Source organism: Devosia sp. MC532, from assembly GCF_016461625.1.
Taxonomy (GTDB): Bacteria; Pseudomonadota; Alphaproteobacteria; order Rhizobiales; family Devosiaceae; genus Devosia.
In genome coordinates this window covers 25,142-43,789 of sequence record NZ_JAEMNZ010000014.1, presented here as the reverse complement: position 1 = coordinate 43,789, position 18,648 = coordinate 25,142, and the positions used below count along the sequence as shown (strand labels likewise).

At 58.4% G+C, this 18,648-nt stretch carries 18 protein-coding genes and 1 other RNA gene; 11 read left to right on the top strand and 8 right to left on the bottom strand.

Annotation, left to right across the window (positions count from 1 at the left end; all coding sequences use genetic code 11):
- The first annotated feature begins 78 nt into the window (after positions 1-78).
- Together JHC09_RS15425 and JHC09_RS15420 are read left to right on the top strand one after the other, a co-directional pair.
- Positions 79-714, top strand: coding sequence for a LuxR C-terminal-related transcriptional regulator (locus tag JHC09_RS15425; RefSeq protein ID WP_199532695.1), 636 nt, complete (start codon positions 79-81; stop codon positions 712-714).
- Positions 715-777: 63 nt separating this feature from the next.
- On the top strand, positions 778-1,131 hold the full coding sequence (locus JHC09_RS15420; RefSeq protein WP_199532694.1) for a VOC family protein: 354 nt from the start codon (positions 778-780) through the stop codon (positions 1,129-1,131).
- A 297-nt stretch (positions 1,132-1,428) separates the two neighbouring features.
- Here the strand turns inward: JHC09_RS15420 and hemA are convergent, their stop codons facing one another.
- Positions 1,429-2,709, bottom strand: a complete 1,281-nt coding sequence (gene hemA / locus JHC09_RS15415) for a 5-aminolevulinate synthase (protein WP_169196633.1) — start codon at positions 2,707-2,709, stop codon at positions 1,429-1,431.
- Positions 2,710-3,062: 353 nt separating this feature from the next.
- On the opposite strand from hemA, the gene JHC09_RS15410 reads away from it, so the two are divergent.
- Both JHC09_RS15410 and JHC09_RS15405 read left to right on the top strand, forming a co-directional pair.
- Positions 3,063-3,830: an SDR family oxidoreductase gene (locus JHC09_RS15410; RefSeq protein ID WP_199532693.1), complete on the top strand. Its 768-nt coding sequence runs from the start codon at positions 3,063-3,065 to the stop codon at positions 3,828-3,830.
- 108 nt (positions 3,831-3,938) lie between these two features.
- On the top strand, positions 3,939-4,604 hold the full coding sequence (locus JHC09_RS15405; RefSeq protein WP_169196631.1) for an OmpA family protein: 666 nt from the start codon (positions 3,939-3,941) through the stop codon (positions 4,602-4,604).
- A gap of 51 nt (positions 4,605-4,655) precedes the next feature.
- Here the strand turns inward: JHC09_RS15405 and JHC09_RS15400 are convergent, their stop codons facing one another.
- Complete coding sequence (locus tag JHC09_RS15400; protein WP_199532692.1) at positions 4,656-4,961, bottom strand: hypothetical protein; 306 nt, start codon at positions 4,959-4,961, stop codon at positions 4,656-4,658.
- A 133-nt stretch (positions 4,962-5,094) separates the two neighbouring features.
- The gene (gene mscL / locus JHC09_RS15395; RefSeq protein ID WP_169196629.1) at positions 5,095-5,532 is read right to left on the bottom strand and encodes a large conductance mechanosensitive channel protein MscL; all 438 of its coding nucleotides are present in this window, start codon (positions 5,530-5,532) and stop codon (positions 5,095-5,097) included.
- A gap of 25 nt (positions 5,533-5,557) precedes the next feature.
- Between mscL and JHC09_RS17100 the strand changes: the two genes are divergently transcribed.
- A complete protein-coding gene (locus tag JHC09_RS17100; protein ID WP_282567702.1) occupies positions 5,558-5,686 on the top strand; it encodes a hypothetical protein in 129 nt (42 codons plus the stop codon).
- 12 nt (positions 5,687-5,698) lie between these two features.
- Positions 5,699-7,303 (top strand): PAS-domain containing protein, encoded by a 1,605-nt coding sequence (locus JHC09_RS15390; RefSeq protein WP_199532691.1) that lies wholly within the window; start codon positions 5,699-5,701, stop codon positions 7,301-7,303.
- 54 nt (positions 7,304-7,357) lie between these two features.
- Here JHC09_RS15390 and JHC09_RS15385 read toward each other — a convergent pair whose 3' ends face one another.
- From JHC09_RS15385 to JHC09_RS15375, 3 genes are all read right to left on the bottom strand, one after another.
- Complete coding sequence (locus tag JHC09_RS15385) at positions 7,358-9,766, bottom strand: membrane-bound PQQ-dependent dehydrogenase, glucose/quinate/shikimate family (protein ID WP_199532690.1); 2,409 nt, start codon at positions 9,764-9,766, stop codon at positions 7,358-7,360.
- Positions 9,767-10,061: 295 nt separating this feature from the next.
- Positions 10,062-11,522, bottom strand: coding sequence for a Si-specific NAD(P)(+) transhydrogenase (gene sthA / locus JHC09_RS15380; RefSeq protein ID WP_199532689.1), 1,461 nt, complete (start codon positions 11,520-11,522; stop codon positions 10,062-10,064).
- A gap of 30 nt (positions 11,523-11,552) precedes the next feature.
- Complete coding sequence (locus JHC09_RS15375; protein ID WP_248309044.1) at positions 11,553-12,398, bottom strand: LOG family protein; 846 nt, start codon at positions 12,396-12,398, stop codon at positions 11,553-11,555.
- A 167-nt stretch (positions 12,399-12,565) separates the two neighbouring features.
- On the opposite strand from JHC09_RS15375, the gene JHC09_RS15370 reads away from it, so the two are divergent.
- Positions 12,566-13,318 carry a M15 family metallopeptidase gene (locus JHC09_RS15370; RefSeq protein ID WP_199532687.1) on the top strand — a complete coding sequence of 251 codons (753 nt, stop codon included), beginning with the start codon at positions 12,566-12,568 and terminating at the stop codon, positions 13,316-13,318.
- Here the strand turns inward: JHC09_RS15370 and JHC09_RS15365 are convergent.
- A complete protein-coding gene (locus JHC09_RS15365) occupies positions 13,315-14,931 on the bottom strand; it encodes an FAD/NAD(P)-binding protein (protein WP_199532686.1) in 1,617 nt (538 codons plus the stop codon). The genes JHC09_RS15370 and JHC09_RS15365 overlap by 4 nt on opposite strands.
- 117 nt (positions 14,932-15,048) lie before the next feature.
- Here JHC09_RS15365 and ffs point away from each other — a divergent pair.
- From ffs to recR, 4 genes are all read left to right on the top strand, one after another.
- Positions 15,049-15,147, top strand: an RNA gene (gene ffs, locus JHC09_RS15360) — signal recognition particle sRNA small type.
- A gap of 128 nt (positions 15,148-15,275) precedes the next feature.
- Positions 15,276-17,045 carry a DNA polymerase III subunit gamma/tau gene (locus tag JHC09_RS15355; protein ID WP_199532685.1) on the top strand — a complete coding sequence of 590 codons (1,770 nt, stop codon included), beginning with the start codon at positions 15,276-15,278 and terminating at the stop codon, positions 17,043-17,045.
- Positions 17,042-17,365: a YbaB/EbfC family nucleoid-associated protein gene (locus JHC09_RS15350; protein WP_199532684.1), complete on the top strand. Its 324-nt coding sequence runs from the start codon at positions 17,042-17,044 to the stop codon at positions 17,363-17,365. Before JHC09_RS15355 ends, JHC09_RS15350 begins: the two co-directional genes overlap by 4 nt.
- Before the next feature lie 100 nt (positions 17,366-17,465).
- The gene (recR, locus tag JHC09_RS15345; protein WP_199532683.1) at positions 17,466-18,065 is read left to right on the top strand and encodes a recombination mediator RecR; all 600 of its coding nucleotides are present in this window, start codon (positions 17,466-17,468) and stop codon (positions 18,063-18,065) included.
- A 10-nt stretch (positions 18,066-18,075) separates the two neighbouring features.
- Here the strand turns inward: recR and JHC09_RS15340 are convergent, their stop codons facing one another.
- Positions 18,076-18,546: a hypothetical protein gene (locus JHC09_RS15340; RefSeq protein WP_169196619.1), complete on the bottom strand. Its 471-nt coding sequence runs from the start codon at positions 18,544-18,546 to the stop codon at positions 18,076-18,078.
- Between the last annotated feature and the right edge of the window lie 102 nt (positions 18,547-18,648).

The window sequence follows — 18,648 nt, the reverse complement described above, 5'->3', positions numbered from 1 at the left end:
CACGTTGGCCAGAGACCTCTGGGCAGCGCACGATCTTCCTCGTCATGTCCACGACGTACTCAGATGATGAGGGTTTGGATGACGACGCAACCGTACTACCACGCCTATCTCAACCGCGACCGGCTCGTGCATATCGTGGACAGCGATCCCGGCACCTGTGAAGCGCTGAGCGTGCTCTTTCGCTTAGAGGGCTTCCAGACCGTCTTCTCGCTCGACATAAGCAGTTTCCAGCAGGTGCTCGAACGGCGACGCGTCGATGTCATGGTCGTCAATCTCGAGCTTGGCGCGGATAATGGTCTTTCCGTCCTCCGCCGCGTGAAGATGCAGCACATGGGCGCCACCGTCATCATGCTGGCCGACCGGCCGCATGTTGATCTCGCTGTTACGGCCATGAAAATGGGCGCGACTGACGTCATCACCAAGGCCATCGATACCGAGCACCTGCTCTCCGTCGTCCGTGAGGCCTTGCGCAAAGACATTCACGTCGGGGCCATGCAGGCGGGCGGACGCAGCGTTGAGGTGCGCGGGTTCTCTCAGCTCACCCCGCGCGAGCGTGAGGTGTTGCAGCTCATCACCGATGGTCAATCCAACAAGGAAGCCGGGCGCGAGCTGGGCATTTCCCCACGCACGGTTGAAGTGCATCGCGCCCGCGTCATGGAAAAGCTCGGCGCGCGCAACACCGCCGACCTCATGCGCATCGTATTAACCAGCTGAACAATGCCTGATGACAGAAGCCGGACTGCGTGATGGTATGGCTTCATCACAGGAGGACTGCTCATGGCTCGGGTCACAGGAATTGGCGGCGTCTTTTTTCGCGCAAAAGATCCCGATGCCCTATCGGACTGGTACGAAACCAATTTGGGCATCTCCCAGTTCTGGCAACAAGAGGGTGGCCCCACCGTCTTCGCGCCTTACGAGCTGACCAGCACCTATTTCGACCAGAGCAAACCGTTCATGCTCAATTTCCGGGTCGACGACCTTGACGGCGTCATCGCCGCCCTCGAGAGCAATGATATTGTAGTCGAGCGACGGGAAGAATGGGACAGCCCGGACACGGGTCGCTTCGCGCGGATCGTTGACCCCGAAGGCAATCCGATCGAGCTGTGGGAACCCATCCCGGCGCTGCGCTAGCGCCAAACAAAAAGCGCGCGACCGAAGTCGACGCGCTTTTAGAGCGGCACCGAAGTGCCAGCAGGTGCCCCCTGCGGCGAAATTCTGTGCCCGAGGACAAGAATTCCGTGGCCGTCATAAACGACAGTCTGACCGGCTTGGCAAGGCCGATGACCGCTGTTTGATCGCCCAAAATTTCTTACAATTGAACCGACCGGGACAAAACCCAACACAAACCAGATCTTGCGGCAAAGACGCGTGGCCCAAATAAAAAGGGACGCATCGCTGCGTCCCCTTCATCATTCCTGGACCTAATCCTTAGCCGCCAAGGTTAGGCAGCGTCAGATCGCCCGAGGTCAGTTTATTGGCCGTGATTGCCGTCTCTGGCTTGCCCAGCGGCAGCTCAAGCGCCTTCCACACCGACACCAATGCATCGCGCAGCTCGAGGATCATTTCCTCCGAGTGCAGCGGCGTTGGGGTGATGCGCAGACGCTCAGTACCCTTAGGAACAGTCGGGTAGTTGATCGGCTGAATATAGATGTTGTGCTTTTCCAGCATCATGTCACTTGCCGCCTTCACAGCGCGCGCATCGCCGACGATGACCGGCACGATATGGGTCGGCGTTTCCATGACCGGCAGACCGGCTTCCGCCAGAATGCGCTTGGTCATGGCTGCCTGACGCTGATGGGCCGCGCGTTCTTCACCATTGCCCTTGAGATGCTCAATTGAGGCGCGCGCCGCAGCGCACAGCGCTGGTGGGAGCGAAGTGGTGAAAATGAACTCAGCCGCATAGGAGCGAACCGCGTCGATGATCGCCTTATTGGCCGCAATATAGCCGCCCATCACGCCATAGCCCTTGGCCAGCGTGCCTTCGATAACGTCGATGCGTTCCATCAGATTGTCGCGGTCGGCAATGCCACCGCCGCGCGGGCCATACATGCCAACGGCGTGGACTTCGTCGATATAGGTCAGCGCGCCAAACTCATCAGCGAGATCGCAGATTTCGGCGATTGGGGCGATGTCACCATCCATCGAATAGACGGACTCAAATACGATCAGCTTGGGACGCTTGCGATCAACCTGGCTGAGCAGTTCGCGCAAATGCGCTACGTCATTGTGGCGGAAAATCTTCTTTTCCATGCCCGACTGACGCACGCCCTGGATCATCGAAGCGTGGTTGAGCTGATCGGAGAAGATCACGCAATCGGGCAAAAGCCGCGCAATTGTCGAGATCGAGGCTTCGTTCGAGACAAAGCCGGAAGTGAAGACGAGGGCGCTTTCCTTGCGGTGCAAGTCGGCGAGCGAACGCTCAAGCTCAACCAGCGGGCGATTGGTGCCCGAAATATTGCGCGTGCCACCAGCACCAACGCCCATCTTGCCGGCAGTTTCCTGCATTGCAGTCACGACTTTTTCGTGCTGACCCATGCCGAGGTAATCGTTGGAGCACCAGATGGTGATTTCGCGGGCATTGTCGCTGTCGTCGCGGTAGATGGCGCGCGGGAATTGCCCAGCAATGCGCTCAAGGTCAGCAAACACACGATAGCGTTTCTCTGCCCGCAGCGTGTCCACTGCATCTTCAAAAATACCGCGATAGTCCATTGGGGCCGTTCCTTTGCGCATGCGCTGGGTCGGGGCAACGCCTCGCCAGGCACCGTAAGATGTAGTTATTCTTCGCTCCGCCGCATTGATATGAGTCAATTCGACGCGCTCGCAGTGGGCCCTCCTGACACCAACCGCGCCATAAAAGCTATACTCATTCTAAAGTGGGCTGCTCCAAAATCAACATCTATAGCGCTTCTGTGAACCGGAAATAGTGTAACGCGCAGGCGCTGCCCGCCGTTGCGTGGCTCCCTTATAATCCATCACAGTTGCCGACTTGGCCTGCACAATGTCACAAGAGCTCTCAGCTTTTCAGGCAGGAGAAAAGCACTCAGCCGCTGCGGAGGACATTTATGGAGCAGGCGCATTATCCCAGTTTACGGGACCAAGCTGTTGTTATTTCGGGGGGCGCGTCTGGGATCGGCGAAGCGCTGGTGCGTAATTTCGCACGCCAAGGGGCAAAGGTCGGATTTGTCGACATCGCCCAAGCGCAGGGAGAGGCGCTCGCGACGGCGCTAACCGCCGAAGGTCACACGGTTAAATTCATCGCGTGTGACATCACCGACACCACCGCATACCAAGCCGCTATTGCCGATCTGGCCCAGCTTCATGGCGATGCGCGCGTGCTAGTCAACAATGCCGGTCATGACCAGCGCCACGACTGGCGTGAGGTGACGCCGGAGTATTGGGACGAACGCATGGCGGTAAACCTCAAGCATTTCTTCTTCGCCATTCAGGCCGTCGCCCCCGGCATGAAGCGGGCGGGCGGCGGCTCGATCATCAATTTCGGCTCGATCAGTTGGATGATCCTGACCCCCGGCATTCCCGTTTATGAAACGGCCAAGGCCGCCATTCATGGCCTGACACGCGCTATGGCCCGCGAATTGGGGCGCGATGCCATTCGCGTTAATTCGCTGGTTCCCGGCGCTGTCGTCACCCAACGCCAGCTCGAACTTTGGCTGACGCCAGAGGATCTTGCGTCGATCGAAGCCCAACAAGCACTCAACGGCCGGGTCATGCCAGACGACTGCGCGCGCATGGCGCTATTCCTCGCCGCTGAGGACAGTCGCATGATTTCGGGTCAGCAGTTTCTCGTCGATGGCGGTTGGGCCCATACCTAGGCACAAGAGCCCGTTCATCACGGGTTCAGCCGCCTTCACTCATCTTTCACGCTCCTGCCTTATTCACAGAACAAAAGTCCACTCCGGAATCCTTTTGGGGGAATCACCATGAAGTCCAAGGTCCTCGTCGTGCTCGCGGCAACGCTTGCTCTGACAGCCTGCACGACCACTGATCCGTTCACCGGACAGGGTAAGCTTTCGAACACTGCTGGCGGCGGCCTTTTGGGCGCGGGTGGCGGTGCTATTGCTGGCGCGCTCGTTGGCGTTGCCGTTGGTGGCGATCCGCGCGTTGGCGCGTTGATCGGTGCTGGCGTCGGCGGCCTGACCGGCGCAGCCATCGGCAATTACATGGATCAGCAAGAAGCTGAACTGCGTGCGCAGCTGCAGGGCACCGGCGTTTCGGTCACCCGCGTTGGCGACCAGATCATCCTCAACATGCCTGCCAACATCACCTTCGCGACCGATCAGTCGACGGTTCAGCCGCAGTTCAACCAGACGTTGGTCTCGGTTGGTCTTGTGCTGCGCAAGTTCGAAAAGACCATTGTCGACGTCTACGGCCACACCGACTCGACCGGCTCGAACGAGCACAATCTCTCGCTCAGCCAGCGTCGCGCGGTTTCCGTCGCCACCATTCTGTCGAGCCAGGGCGTCAATCAGGGTCGCTTCTACATCGAGGGCAAGGGTTCGGCATCGCCAATCGCCTCGAACGCCACCGAAAGCGGTCGCGCGCAGAACCGCCGCGTCGAAATTCAGCTTTCGCCAATTCGCGGCTAAGAGCTGCTCTAGCGATAGACGATTTAAAACGCGGCTCTCGGGCCGCGTTTTTTATTGCGCAGCCGGTGCTGTTGCGGGCGTCTCAACCACAGGCGCCGATGTGGGACTGCCCGGTTGCATATCCGTGCCCGGCGCGCCTGAGAAAACCTGCAACACGGCCAAAATGCCAATGATCACCGCGAGAGCAATCAAGCCATAAAGCGCCCAGTTGGTTGGCCCGGTCGCACCGACACTGGCTTCGATACCATCAGCCGCCTTGATCGGCGTTGCTGGCTCCAACTCGATCCGCGAGGCATTTTCGTCGAGCAGATAGTCCACCCGAGCATCGGCTGGTTCTGGTTTGCGGGGGTCGACCATCATTGTCTCCTCAGTTGGTGCTGAGGCCATTCAATGCTTGGTGCCAATGCCGGTTCCGCGCCTTGCCCAACCCGCCCAACAAAAAAGGCCGGCGAAACGCCAACCTTTCCGATTAAAATGTGATCGACCGAACTTAGTTTTTCGCGCGCAAGGCGTCGCGAATTTCGGTGAGCAAGACCTGTTCCGCGCTTGGCGCTGGGGTGGATTCAACTGGCTCCTTAGCCGCGTCGCGCTTGAGAGCATTGATGCCCTTCACAACCATGAACAGCACAAAGGCGATGATGGTGAACTTGACCACCGCATTGATAAACAGACCGATGTTGAGCGTGGCAATGCCCGCTTCCTTGGCAGCAGTGATCGAAGGCACCGCGATATTATTGGGGTTCGACAAGACGATAAACAGGTTCGAGAAGTCGATACCGCCGATGATCAGACCGATCAGAGGCATAAACACGTCGTCGACGATCGATGAGACGATGGCGCCAAAGGCAGCACCGATGATCACACCGATGGCGAGATCGATCATGTTGCCCTTAATGGCAAAGTCGCGGAATTCCTTGAATACGCTCATGGCAAACCCTCTGAAATGACCGCTAATGGCGGTTGTTCTGGCCTATTCCGCCAGCATTGCCGAGGTTTTGTCGCTATTGCAATGGGCAGAATGGCGACTTGTGAACTTGGTGTGCGCAGCTGATAAGGAAGCCACACTGATCGCTGTTCCATGACCATTGGCTCCCATGACTGCTCGCTCTACCAACCTCGATACTGCCCTGCACCTTGCCATGGATCACATCCCGCAAGGCGTTGCTGTGTTTGATAGCGCGCTCAAGCTGACCTTCTCCAACCACCGCTACAATTCCATGCTGTCGCTGCCTCCGGCACTGACCGAGGCTGGCGTGCCGTTGGAGGACATTGTGTTATTCTTGGCAAAGCGCGGCGACTTCGGGCCCGGCGACGCCAAAACCCGCGCGCAAGACCGTATCGCGCTGCTCACCTCGCAGCCGCAGACCGTCACCCAGCGCATGACCAGTTTTGGTCAGACCATGGAGTTTTATACGGCCCGACTGCCTGAGGGCGGGATGGTCATCAGTTTTTCTGACGTGACCGCTCGCATCAGCGCTGAGCAGCAATATGAGCAGATCAACCAGACGCTCGAAAAGCGCGTTGAAGATCGTACTGCCGCGCTCAAACAGGTCAATCTTGAGCTCGAAAAGGCCCGCCACAAGGCCGATGCTGCTAACCACGACAAGACGCGCTTTCTCGCAGCCGCTAGTCACGATCTGCTGCAACCGCTCAATGCTGCGCGCCTCTACACCTCGACCCTGATCGAGCGCGCCAAAACCACCGATTTCGCTGAGCTGGCCAATTCCATCGAAGCCTCGCTCACTGCCGTTGAAGACATTATGTCGGCGCTCCTCGATATCTCCCGCATTGATAGCGGGGCGCTTCACCTCGCGCCGACCCAATTGGCCGCGCAGGACATTTTGAAAAAGATCGAGGTCGAGTTCGCCCCCATGGCGCGCGAACGCTCGATCTCGCTGCGCATTGTCAAAACCAAAGCCACGGTTTTGGCCGACCGCTCCATCGTTGGCCGCATCGTGCAAAATCTGGTGTCCAATGCCATCAAATACACCCCGGTCGGGGGCAAGGTTCTGGTCGGCCTGCGCCGTCGCGGCAATCGCTGGCGCATTGATGTCATCGACACCGGCATCGGCTTTAACAAGGACCAGTTCAAGCTCGTCTTCGCCGAGTTCTCACGGCTAGAAAAGGGCGCGCGCATGGCCCAGGGCTTGGGTCTCGGCCTCTCCATCGTCCAGCGCCTCGTCACCGCCGCCGATCTCACTCTGGAACTCGACAGCAAGGAAGGTCGCGGCTCGCGCTTTTCCATCTATCTGCCTGTTGCGCGCCCACTGCGCGGCACCATCAGTCTCAAGCGCGAGACCCCAGAAGCCACCATCGGTGTGCTGAACCTAAAAGTTCTCTGCGTCGACAATGAACGCGACATCATCGAGGCCATGGAAGGCCTTCTTACAAATTGGGGTTGCGAAGTCCGCTCCGCCCTGTCGCTCAAGCAGATCGACAAAGAGGGGCTCTTGGAGGGCTGGTACCCTGATCTCGTGCTGATGGATTATCACCTCGATCAAACCTCCGGGCTCGACGCGATCGAATGGCTCCGCCACAACCTCGGCGGCCACTTGCCCGCCGCCCTCGTCACCGCCGACCGCAGCCCGCAGGTCCGCGCCATTGCCGAAGAGCGCGGCATTGCTGTGGTGACAAAGCCGGTCAAACCCGCAGCGCTGCGCGCGACGATTTCCAATCTCGGCAATCAACGCAGCCACTAAAACGAAAAGGCCGGGCGCAAGCACCCGGCCTTCTCATGTCATGGGTTGGCGTTCTTAGCTTGGCAGCTTGAACGAGACCATCTTGGTCGAGTAGCGCGATTGGATCGCACCCTGACCACCGGCCATGATGGTGATGTATTGTTCGCCATCCAGCGTGTAGCTGATTGGCGCGCCACCAGCGGCTGGCAGTTCATACTGCCAAACAACTTCACCGGTCTTGAGATCATAGGCACGGAAGATATTGTCCGAAGCCGCCGAGATGAAGCCCAGACCACCAGCAGTAATCATCGAGCCGCCGTGTGTTGGTGTGCCCATTGGCAGTTCAAACGGCACCTTGATGCCCAAGGCGCCCTGGCCCTTGGACGAACCAAAGGTGTTGCTCCACAACAGCTTGCCGGTGTTGAGGTCAACGGCACTGATATAGCCATATGGCGGATCAATGCACGGCACGCCAAGCGCGGTCAGCCAGAACTGTGGGAAAGCTGCGTAAGGCACGAACTTCTGCGCTACGACGCCACCCACTTCGCGCGGGTCACCCCATTCGCCCTGTGGCTCAATGCCCATCCCGTCAGCCGTTTCGCGGTCGAGCAGCTTGATGTAGCTGGCAAAACGGTTGTTGTTGACCAACATCACGCCATTGATCGGATCAACCGAGACGCCGCCCCAGTTGATCGAGCCAAACGTGCTCGGCGACTGGATCGAAGGGGTCAGACCCGGAGGGGTATTATTGCCTTCGTAGCGCGCCTGCTTGAACATGATGCGGCAGTAGAGCTGATCGAAAGGCGATACGCCCCACATATCCGCTTCCGTCAGATCTGCGCCACGGAAGGACGGCAGAGAGTTGGAATAGGGCTGGGTTGGGGAGATACGTTCTTCCGGCACACCGCCGGTCTGCGGCATTGGCGTTTCGGTCACGTCAAAGATCGGCTCGCCGGTCCTACGATCAAGAACGAAAACTTCACCAGCCTTGGTCGCCTGAATCAGAGCCTGACGCAGAGCGCCGTTGGAATCTGGCAGATCGATCAGTGTCGGTGGGGACGCAATGTCATGGTCCCAAATGTCGTGATGCTTGGTCTGGAAAGACCACTGAACACGGCCAGTGGTCGCGTCGAGCGCCACAACCGAAGAGCTGTACTTGTCGTCAAACTCACGACGCTGCGCGCCGTAGAAGTCTGGGGTCGCATTGCCGGTAGGCAGGTAGACAAGACCGAGCTTTTCGTCCGCTGCGGCCGGAGCCCAGCTGTTCGGCGTTGCAACGGTAAAGCTTTCGCCATTTGGTGGCTGGCCCGGCTCATCCGGACGACCCATGTCCCAAGCCCAGGACATATCACCCGTTACCGCGTCAAAGGCGCGGATAACACCAGAGGCTTCGCCCCAGTACTGACCGTCAGTCACCCAACCGCCAACAACCACCTTGCCACGCACAAAGGTCGGAGCGGAGGTGACCTTGTAGTAACCGCCGATGATCTTGCCTTCATGGTCTTCCATGCCAACGAGCAGGTCGACAAAACCGGCATTGCCGAAGTCCGAACAGGCCTCGCCGGTCTTGGCGTCAAGCGCCACAAGCTTGGCAGAACCGGTGCCAGCGATAATACGCTCAGCGCATTCTCCGGTCAGGCCCGGTGCCTTGTAATAGGTCACGCCACGGCAGGTGCTGCCATGACCTTCAGAGGCGTCAAAAGTCCAGTTTTCAGCGCCAGTGCGCGCATCGAGGCTGAACAGTTCGCTATTGCCATTACAGATATAGATCGTGTCATCGATCTTGATCGGCATAGCGTTGTTGGCCGGACGCTTACCAACCGGCATTTCCCAAGCCACTTGCAGCTTGGAGACGTTCGAGAGGTTGATCTGGTCAAGCGGCGAATATTTCTGCTGGCCCTGATCGCCACCAAAATATGGCCAGTCTTCGCCAGTCTGCCCGGAGGCCGCGCCACCATTGGCTGCAACAGGGAATGCCCCCATGCCGGTCTGGAACCTTGGGTCCTGCGGCAGGTTCGGCGCATTCACAGCAAAGAGCCCTGCGCCAAGACCAACCGAAACCACAGTACCAGCAGCAATCAGGCCTGCGGCCCCCGCTGGAACGCGGGCGGCAAAGCCCAGCTTGCCCTTAAGCGCGGTCTGCGCCCAAGGCATCAGCAGCCAAATCCCAAAGGCAACTGGGATCAGCAGGCGTGGCATCAGTGCCCACCAATCAAAGCCCACTTCCCACAAGGCCCAAATGACCGAAAGGGCAAGAGCGCCGCCGAAAATCCACGCGCCGAGACGCTTTCCGTGGAACAGATAATGGGCCGCGACGACGAACAATGCGCCTGCGACCACGTAATAAATCGAGCCACCCAGGCTCGCGAGGTAAGCACCAGCGCCGACATAGATCAGCCCGATGACGCCCAGCACAACAGCGAAGAGCCACATTAGGCCCTTCGCAACGATGTGCGGCTTGTGCTCCGCACCCTGATCAACCATTGAAGTTCACTCCCATAAGCCTTGCGTCCACGGTCTTGGCGCTTGGTCTTTTGCCGTAGGCTTGGCTTTCTGGGAGGCACGAATGTGCATACAATTGCACACCAACGCTTGCCGCGTTTCCGTGAAATTACCCTCCCAGAGCCATGGGTCGCCCCATGCCTAGTCGCAATGGAGTATCGAAAAATTGTGTCCTAGGCAACAATGTCGCAGGGACAAGTATACATGTGCCCAATCCGTCACATTGACGGCTGGATTGAAGCCACCCTCCTTCGCCTCGTTTAGCCGTTAGAGGCGCTTAATTGGCATTGTCCGGATTGGCCTCAGGTGTTGGCGTCGCCTTGTCGGCCACGGGTGCAACTGGCACCACTTGTGGCATGCGGTTCCACGCATCCAGCGCGGCGATCTTATAGGCCTCCGCCAGCGTCGGGTAATTGAAGGTGGCCTCCACCAGATAATCGAGCGGAGCCCCCAGATTGATCACCGCCTGCCCGATGTGGATCAGCTCGGTCGCCCCCTCGCCGACAATATGAACGCCCAACAGCTTGCGATTTTCGAGCGAAACAATGAGCTTCATCATGCCCGATTGCAGCCCCATGATGTGGCCGCGCGAGGTTTCTCGGAAACGGGCTATGCCGCATTCATAAGGGATCTTTTGCTCGCGCACCTGCGCTTCGGTGAGCCCAACCGTTGAGATTTCTGGCACGGCATAAATGCCATAGGGAAAACTCTCCTGCTTTTTTGGCACCTGCGCCTTAAAGGCGTGCAAGGCCGCGAGCCGCCCCTGCTCCATCGAGGTTGAAGCGAGCGCGGGAAAGCCAATGACATCGCCCGCGGCATAAATATGAGGCACCTGGGTTTGCAGCGTATCGGGATTAACCGCCAGACGCCCGCGGCTATCGGGCACGACGCCACAGCTTTCAAGCCCCAGATCCGCCGTCGCCCCGACACGCCCCGCTGCATAAAGCAACATGTCCGAGCGCACTTGTCGCCCGTCGCCCAGCGTTGCCACCGCCTGCCCCATATTGTCCTTTTCCACCTTGGTCACAGGCGAACCGAGACGCATAGCGACGCCGCGCTGGCGCAGGTCATGGGTAAACTCTTCGATGATCTCGCGATCAATAAAGTCCAAGAAGTTTTCGCGCGGCTCGACGATGGTCACAGGCACATCGAGCGCTGAGAAAATCGTGGCATATTCAATGCCGATCACTCCGGCCCCGACAACAGTGAGACTGCGCGGCACGCGAATTTCGCTGACCATGGCGTCACTATCGACAATGGTGTGGTGATCAAATTCGATATTGGCCGGTCGATAGGGGGCCGTGCCCACCGCAATCACCGCAAAATCAAAATTATAACGATGATCTTCGCCATCGTGATCAGTGACCACAATGGTGTGCTCATCGGCAAACCGGGCGATACCACCGAACGTGCGCACGCCATTGCGGGCGAACTGATGCTCGAGCACTTCGATTTCATAATCGAGCGTTTTGCGCAGACGCGCCGTCAAATCTTTGCCGTCGATCTCTTTCTTGACGCGGTAGGACATGCCGTAAAAGCCGCGCTCACGCCAACCGGAGAGGTTGAGCACCGTCTCGCGCAGCGTCTTGGAGGGAATAGTGCCCGTATGCACGGACACGCCCCCCAACCTCAGCCGATTTTCCACCACCAGCACAGAGCGCCCGAGCTTTGCAGCTTGGATTGCAGCGCGACGCCCTGCGGGACCGGAACCAATGACGACAAGATCAAACTTTTCCACGCGCGCGTCCTGTGCTGATGGGGAGGAGATTTAAGTCGGTTGAGGCAGATTGTAGTGTTGGCAGACGACGGCCCAGCCCTCCTCGGCAGTATCAACCACCGTGAATAAGTCTGGGTCGGATGGCGAAATCGTCCCGGCTTCGGCCAGGGCCTCAAGGTTGATCACCTTGGTCCAAAACTCGCGCCCGAACAGCAGCACAGGCACTTTGTCCATGCGTCCGGTCTGGATGAGCGTCAGAGTTTCAAAGAACTCATCAAGCGTCCCGAACCCGCCGGGAAACACGGCCACCGCCTTGGCGCGCAGCAGGAAGTGAATTTTGCGCGTGGCGAAATAGTGGAAGTTGAACGCCAGTTCTGGCGTCACATAGGTGTTCGGCGCTTGCTCATGCGGCAAAACGATATTGAGCCCGATTGAGGGTGCGCCAACATCGTCAGCGCCGCGGTTGCCCGCCTCCATCACACCTGGACCGCCGCCCGTCGTCACCACAAATTCCTTGTAATCGAGCGTTGCTGCGGTCTTGGACGCGAGCTGAGCAAAATGGCGCGCTTCCTCGTAATAGCGCGAGGCGGCCTCAAGGTTCTTCTTCTGCAACTCGTTCTTGGCGGCCCATGCTGGCTTGCCCGGCTCAGGAATACGCGCCCCGCCGAACAAGACAACGGTGGAGTTGATCCCCTGTTCGCGCAGACGCCATTCTGGCTTGAGGTATTCCAGTTGGAAGCGAATGCCCCGCGTGTCTTCAGACGTCATAAATTCGTCGTCGGCAAAGGCCAGACGATAGGTCGGACTACGCGTTTGAGCGGTATCGGGGGCCTTGCGCGAGGCTGCAATATCCTCGCTGGAGGTGCGTAAAGGCGTCGGATGGCGGCGTTTGGCCAAGAGAGATTTCCTCTTTGGGTTCGTCAGACTACAATCTGAGTGGATAGACGCGTCAATCAGCATGAGCAAGGCGCTTTGAAGCCAAAAGAGACCCCGTTATTACCGAAGGCTCAACCGAGTTCATGCAAGGTATTCAAAGCACATAATATCTGAGAATTATTATACAAATGCACCGAAAATCTATTTCTCTTTTCCTCCTCTCAAGCATTGTCTCTACGTCTTCCTTTGCCGGCGAAGCACTGCCAAAAGACTTCGTCTACCTCTCCCAATATGCGCCCGAAATCGCTCAAGACATGCGTTATGCTGGCGCGCATAACTTCGTCGGTCGCCCAATCACCGGCTATCACGCGCCCGAGTGCATTCTCACTCAACAGGCCGCCGCTGCGTTAAAAGCCGCCGCCACCGAGCTGGCGACCGAAAACCTCGCCATCCGGGTTTATGATTGCTATCGCCCGGCACAGGCCGTCGCCGATTTCGCCGACTGGGCCCGCGACATTGATGATCTGGCCATGCAAGGCGAATTTTATGTGCGCGTTGCGAAGTCCACGCTGTTTGACCTCGGCTATATCGCCGAAAAATCCGGCCACAGTCGCGGCAGCACGGTCGATCTCACCATCCAGTCGCTCGATGGCGCTCCATCCATGCCCTATACGCCCGAGCAGCCCCTCGTCGATTGCATCCTCCCAGAGCGCTTTGACGATGGTGTTTTGGACTTCGGCTCCGGCTATGATTGCTTTGACGAGATGTCCCACCACGGCGCATCGGGCATTTCAGCGCTTGCCACCGCCAACCGCGACAAACTCAAATCCTTGCTCGAACGCCACGGCTTCAAACCCTATGCCGAAGAATGGTGGCACTACACGCTCGCCAACGAACCTTTCCCCGACACCTATTTCGATTTCCCCGTCACCGCGCCTTAACGTGCAGCATAGGCTGGCCGACGGCGTTTCTGACTGTCCAAGCCAGCCTCTGCGCTTTGCGCGATAGCCTTGGCAATAGTCTCGCCAATGTCGTCGGACACCACAATGCCCTGCGCAAAAGGCCGCTCGTGCATCAAGTAGGGGATCGCGGCGAGATAGAGCCGACGATGATCCTTGACCGGGCTCAGAAGCGAATAATCCTCCGCCACCTGCGGAACATCCTGCCCAGCCGCGAGCAATTCCTTGCGCAGCGTCGGGAATTTCAGATGCCCGGTTTCCAGCGCCTTTTGCCCGCGCGCATCGATGAAAACCGCAAACTCCAGCGTCTCGCTGTCGGTTACAATCGTCGTTCCGTGTTCGCCGTGGTCGAGCTGATAGTCCTCGCCCAAAGCGACCACCTCCAACACCCCCGCATCCCGCAGCGCCAGAAGGCGTCGTATGGATTCCGAGGGCACTGCCGCATAGTTATCGATAAAGACCCGCTTGAGCCCTTGAGCAAACCGCTCGGCTTCAGCTTCCGAAAACTCAGGCACCAGCGTCTCAACTTTCTCGTGCATCCGTAAAAGCGCATAGCGCCACGCCACCGTGACGCGGTTCTGCTTATTGCGTTCCACTTCAGCCAGGTTTTCGCGCGCCCAGCGAAACGGGTCCGCCGCGAGACGTTGGGCAAAATAAGCGTCAGCGAAACTGTCGGCCGTCAGGTCAACCAGCCCAATCGCACTTGCATAGCCCGGGTCTGCCTCCCCCAGCTCCTGCGCAAACAAGGCAAAGGCGTCGTCGAGCACGTGCTCGCTATGCGCACATTCTTCCAGCGCAGCTGGGGTCAAAAACCGCAAATCCTCATAGGGAATGGGGCAATAAAAATCCGCCTCCGGCAAAATCCCATGGCGCGACATCAGCGTGATGCGCAGGGGCGAGCCCTCATTGAGCTCAAAGCGCAACACGTCCTCATCCCGGATAAAACGCCCGTGCTGGGTCACCACCGCCATGGCCGCATCAATGGACGACAGTGAGGTCCCCATAATGCCGACGCGGACGGCGGGAATGTCAGCACTCAACAAACCCGACCAAGGGTTCGGAAAATAACCATCCGAAAGATCATCGTCGGGCTCAAACTCATGCCCTGTCGCAACCACGACCCGCTCAAAAGGCCCAAATCTTTGGCCCTCTCCCGCGACGAGATAAAACAGCCCCTCGTCCCGTTCGACATCGATAATTTCCGTGTTTTCCGAAACACTCACCAGAATGCCCCGGTCCTCGGCCGTCTCGACGAGCTTCAGAAATTGGTGGCGAAAGAACCGCCCCAGCAACACGCGTGGCGTAAACGCCCGATCATCAAGCGCAACCGGATCAACGCCATAATCGCGCAAGACCTCGTGTGGCAGCGACCTCAGAAAGTCGAGATAGGTCATCTCAATGGCAGGAATTTCGATACTGGCGATATTGGCCAGCATGGTGCGATCGGCCGTCTGTGGCGAATAGGGCATGCCGACACCGGCCTCCCGCCCCTTTTCAAAAAGCGTGATGGCTCCCACACCGCCTGCCTCGACCAAATGCTTGAATGTATAAATCCCTGTCGGGCCCGTACCAATAATCGCAATATGCGGGGGCATTCATCTGCCTTATCAAAGCTCGTGCGATCTAAACCCTGCTGCGACCGATTGGTTTCCGCTTGGGACGAAGTTGATCAACCCCTTGCATCTTCCGCGATTACTCCGCATAAAGCGCTTCGGGAGGTTGGCGCGGACGTGTTCCTCGTCGATCGGGTCAGGTCCGGAAGGAAGCAGCCCAGGTGAGATCCTCACGGGTCGATGTCCAACCTCCTACTCACTTCTCTGTTCGTATCGAGCTTTTTCGTCCCCAATTGGCCAAGAGGCTTTTGCGGGATGGCTTTCCATGTCCTATGTTCAGAGAATGAACCAAGGCAGATTCCCCGATATGCGATTGGACGGGCTCAATGGCTGAAACCAAGACCTCGCCCTACCTCGTCCTCGCCCGCAAATATCGCCCCACCGATTTCTCGACCCTCGTGGGTCAAGACGCGATGGTGCAGACGCTGGGCAATGCCTTTGCGCAAAACCGTATCCACCACGCCTTCATCATGACGGGTGTGCGCGGCGTGGGCAAAACCACAACCGCGCGTATTCTGGCCCGCGCCTTCAATTTTGAAGATGAGAACGGTCGCCACCCCCAGCTTGACCTCAGCAAAGAGGGCGTGCACTGCCGCGCGATTATAGAAGGCCGCCATGTCGACGTGATCGAAATGGACGCGGCCTCTAATACCGGCATTGGCGACATTCGTGAGATTATCGACTCGGTCAAATACGGTCCGAGCTCGGCGCCTTACAAAGTCTACGTCATCGACGAAGTGCACATGCTCTCGACAGCGGCCTTTAACGGGCTGCTGAAAACCCTCGAAGAGCCGCCGCCATACGTCAAATTCATTTTCGCGACGACGGAAATCCGCAAGGTTCCGATCACCATTCTGTCGCGCTGCCAACGTTTCGATCTGCGCCGCATTCCGGCGGAGATCATGTCCGACTATCTCGAGACTATTCTCGATAAGGAAGGCATCAGTTTCGAAACTGACGCTTTGGCTATGATCGTGCGCGCCGGCGAAGGCTCGGCCCGTGATAGTCTTTCCCTGCTCGATCAGGCGATCGCCCACGGCAATGGCACAGTCACCTCCTCAACAGTTAAGGCCATGCTTGGCCTTGGCGACCGCGCTCGCATCATTGATCTCTTCGAAGATTTGATGGGCGGTCGGATTGGTGAAGCCCTCACCACTCTGCGTGAGCTTTATGATCTCGGCGCCGATCCGCAGACCATGCTCTCGGACTTGGCTGAGTTCACCCATCTCGTCACCCGCATCAAAGTCGTCCCCGCCGCAGGCGAAGACGCCTCACTGACGCCGGACGAGCGCAATCGCGGCCAAGACCTTGCCTCCCGTCTCACCATGCGCGCCCTCACCCGCGCTTGGCAGATCCTCTTTAAGGGTAATGAGGAAACCGGCCGCGCGGGCAATGCTTTGCAAGCGGCTGAGATGACCCTCATTCGCCTCGCTTACGCCGCAGACCTGCCAAGCCCCGATGAGGTGATCGCCAAGATCACGCAGGGTGGTTTCCCAGCTGGCAACGGTAACGGTGGTGGCGGTCAGTCCATGCCGCCCCGCCTGCCGAGCGGCCCGTCTGGTTCTGGCGGCGGCGGCGCAACCGCCATGCGCGTCAATGCTCCGCAACTGGTCGCGCAGCAACCTATGGCGCAAGTTTCCACGCAACCGCGTGCTGAAGTCGCACCGGCCTTTGCTACCATCTCGAGCTATCGTGATATTATCTCCTTGGCCTCGGCAAAGCGCGATGTGCTGACCAAGCTCGCGCTCGAAAGCCAGATGCGTCCCGTGTCCTTTGAACAAGGCCGCATCGAGGTCGCTTTGGAACCGGGCGCAGACCCAGCGATTATCGGTACATTGTCTGCCCGTTTGCAGACATGGACCGGCCAGCGTTGGCTGGTCATGGTTTCGACCAAGGCGCCGGAAGGTCTGACCATCCGGCAAGAAGTTCAGAAGAAAAAAGACGCCGCAACCGCCGAGGCGCATGACGACCCGGTGGTCAAAGCGATCTTTGAAGCATTTCCGGGCGCAAAACTTGTGAACGTGACCGTGCGTGAAGACGCCGTCGTTGCAGAAGAAGAAGTAGCGCAAGCCCCACTCGAAGAGGACGACGAATGAAAGACATCATGGGAATGATGAAGGCCGCCAGTGAAATGAAGGCCAAGATGGAAACCATGCAGAACGAGCTCGCTGAGCTGGTTGTCGAAGGTCGCGCCGGCGGCGGCATGGTCACCGTTGCTCTTTCGGGCAAGGGCGAGATGAAGTCGATCAAGATCGACCCATCGCTGGCCAATCCTGCGGAAGTGGAAGTTCTCGAAGACCTCGTGTTGGCGGCGTTCAACGATGCGCGCGGCAAGAGCGAAGCGGAAAGCCAGCGCAAAATGGCTGAAGTCACCGCTGGCCTGCCCCTGCCTCCAGGCATGAAGCTGCCGTTCTAGGTCTCAATTGTTCTCGGGCCATCATTGGCCCCACTGCGCCAGCCTTGCGCCCCTCGTCGGGCCCATAAGTGCCAGCCAGATGCCCCAAAAAGGCCCATAAATGGCAACCACCGGCGGACCGGAAATTGAGCAACTTATTCTGCTCTTGGCACGTCTGCCGGGGTTGGGACCGCGTTCGGCCCGCCGCGCCGTTTTGCAGATGATCAAGAAAAAAGAACAGCTGATGATCCCGTTGTCAGCAGCACTTGATCGTGCTGTCGCAGCCGTCTGCACCTGCGAGGTTTGCGGCAATGTCGATACCAAATCCCCCTGCACAATTTGCTCTGACCCCAAGCGCGGTCAAAGCGGGATTTTGATTGTCGTGCAAGATGTTGGCGACCTCTGGGCGCTGGAACGCGCAGGCGTTGGGCAGGTTCGCTATCACGTCCTCGGTGGTGTGCTCTCGGCGCTGGATGGCGTTGGCCCGGAAGACCTCAATCTCGACGCCCTCATCGCCCGCGCACCGGAATATTCCGAGATGGTGCTGGCCATGAATGCGACCGTCGAAGGCCAAACCACAGCCCACTACATCACCGATCACCTGCTCAACACAGGCATTCGCATCACCCGCCTCGCCCACGGCGTGCCTATCGGTGGCGAGCTGGATTATCTTGACGAAGGCACGCTCAGCCAGGCGTTGCGCGCTCGCACCGAAATCTGAGCGATTTCAATCAGATATGGGGACGGAATTCGTCCGACCCATTCCAACTGTGCTCGTCATCGACCGGCCCATCGTCGTCGCCATAAAGCTCTTCTTCGCCGATCAACGCGTCTCGCGCATCGACATCGTCGGGCGATAGAGCATCGAGATGATCGGCCGGGTCTGATGAGACAGCGCCAGTGATATCCGGATAGTCCTCCGCATCTTCCAAATCGCCGGTCAGCGCCGAAATGGCGCTATCGAGTTCATCAACCAGCGACTGTGGATCACCGCCACCAAAATCGCCGCTTTCGCGCATCGCCATTTCATCGCGAATTTCGCGCAGCCGCTCGACCCGCTCTTCGACCGAACGATCTGATCCATAAAGCAAATCGTCGATTTCATTCTGGCTATAAGGGTGGGCAATCCCCGGCTGATCGGTGCCATCTTCCATCACGTCCTGCGGCAGGAGGTGACCAGGGTTATCGTGCTGACGTACCATTTCCTTCTCCCATTCAGCGTGTGCTGTCGGCTAGGAACGGATCATAGCGGTCCGTGGTTCGTCGCTATTCTCAAATGTGATAGGTAAAGGCCCCGCTTTCGA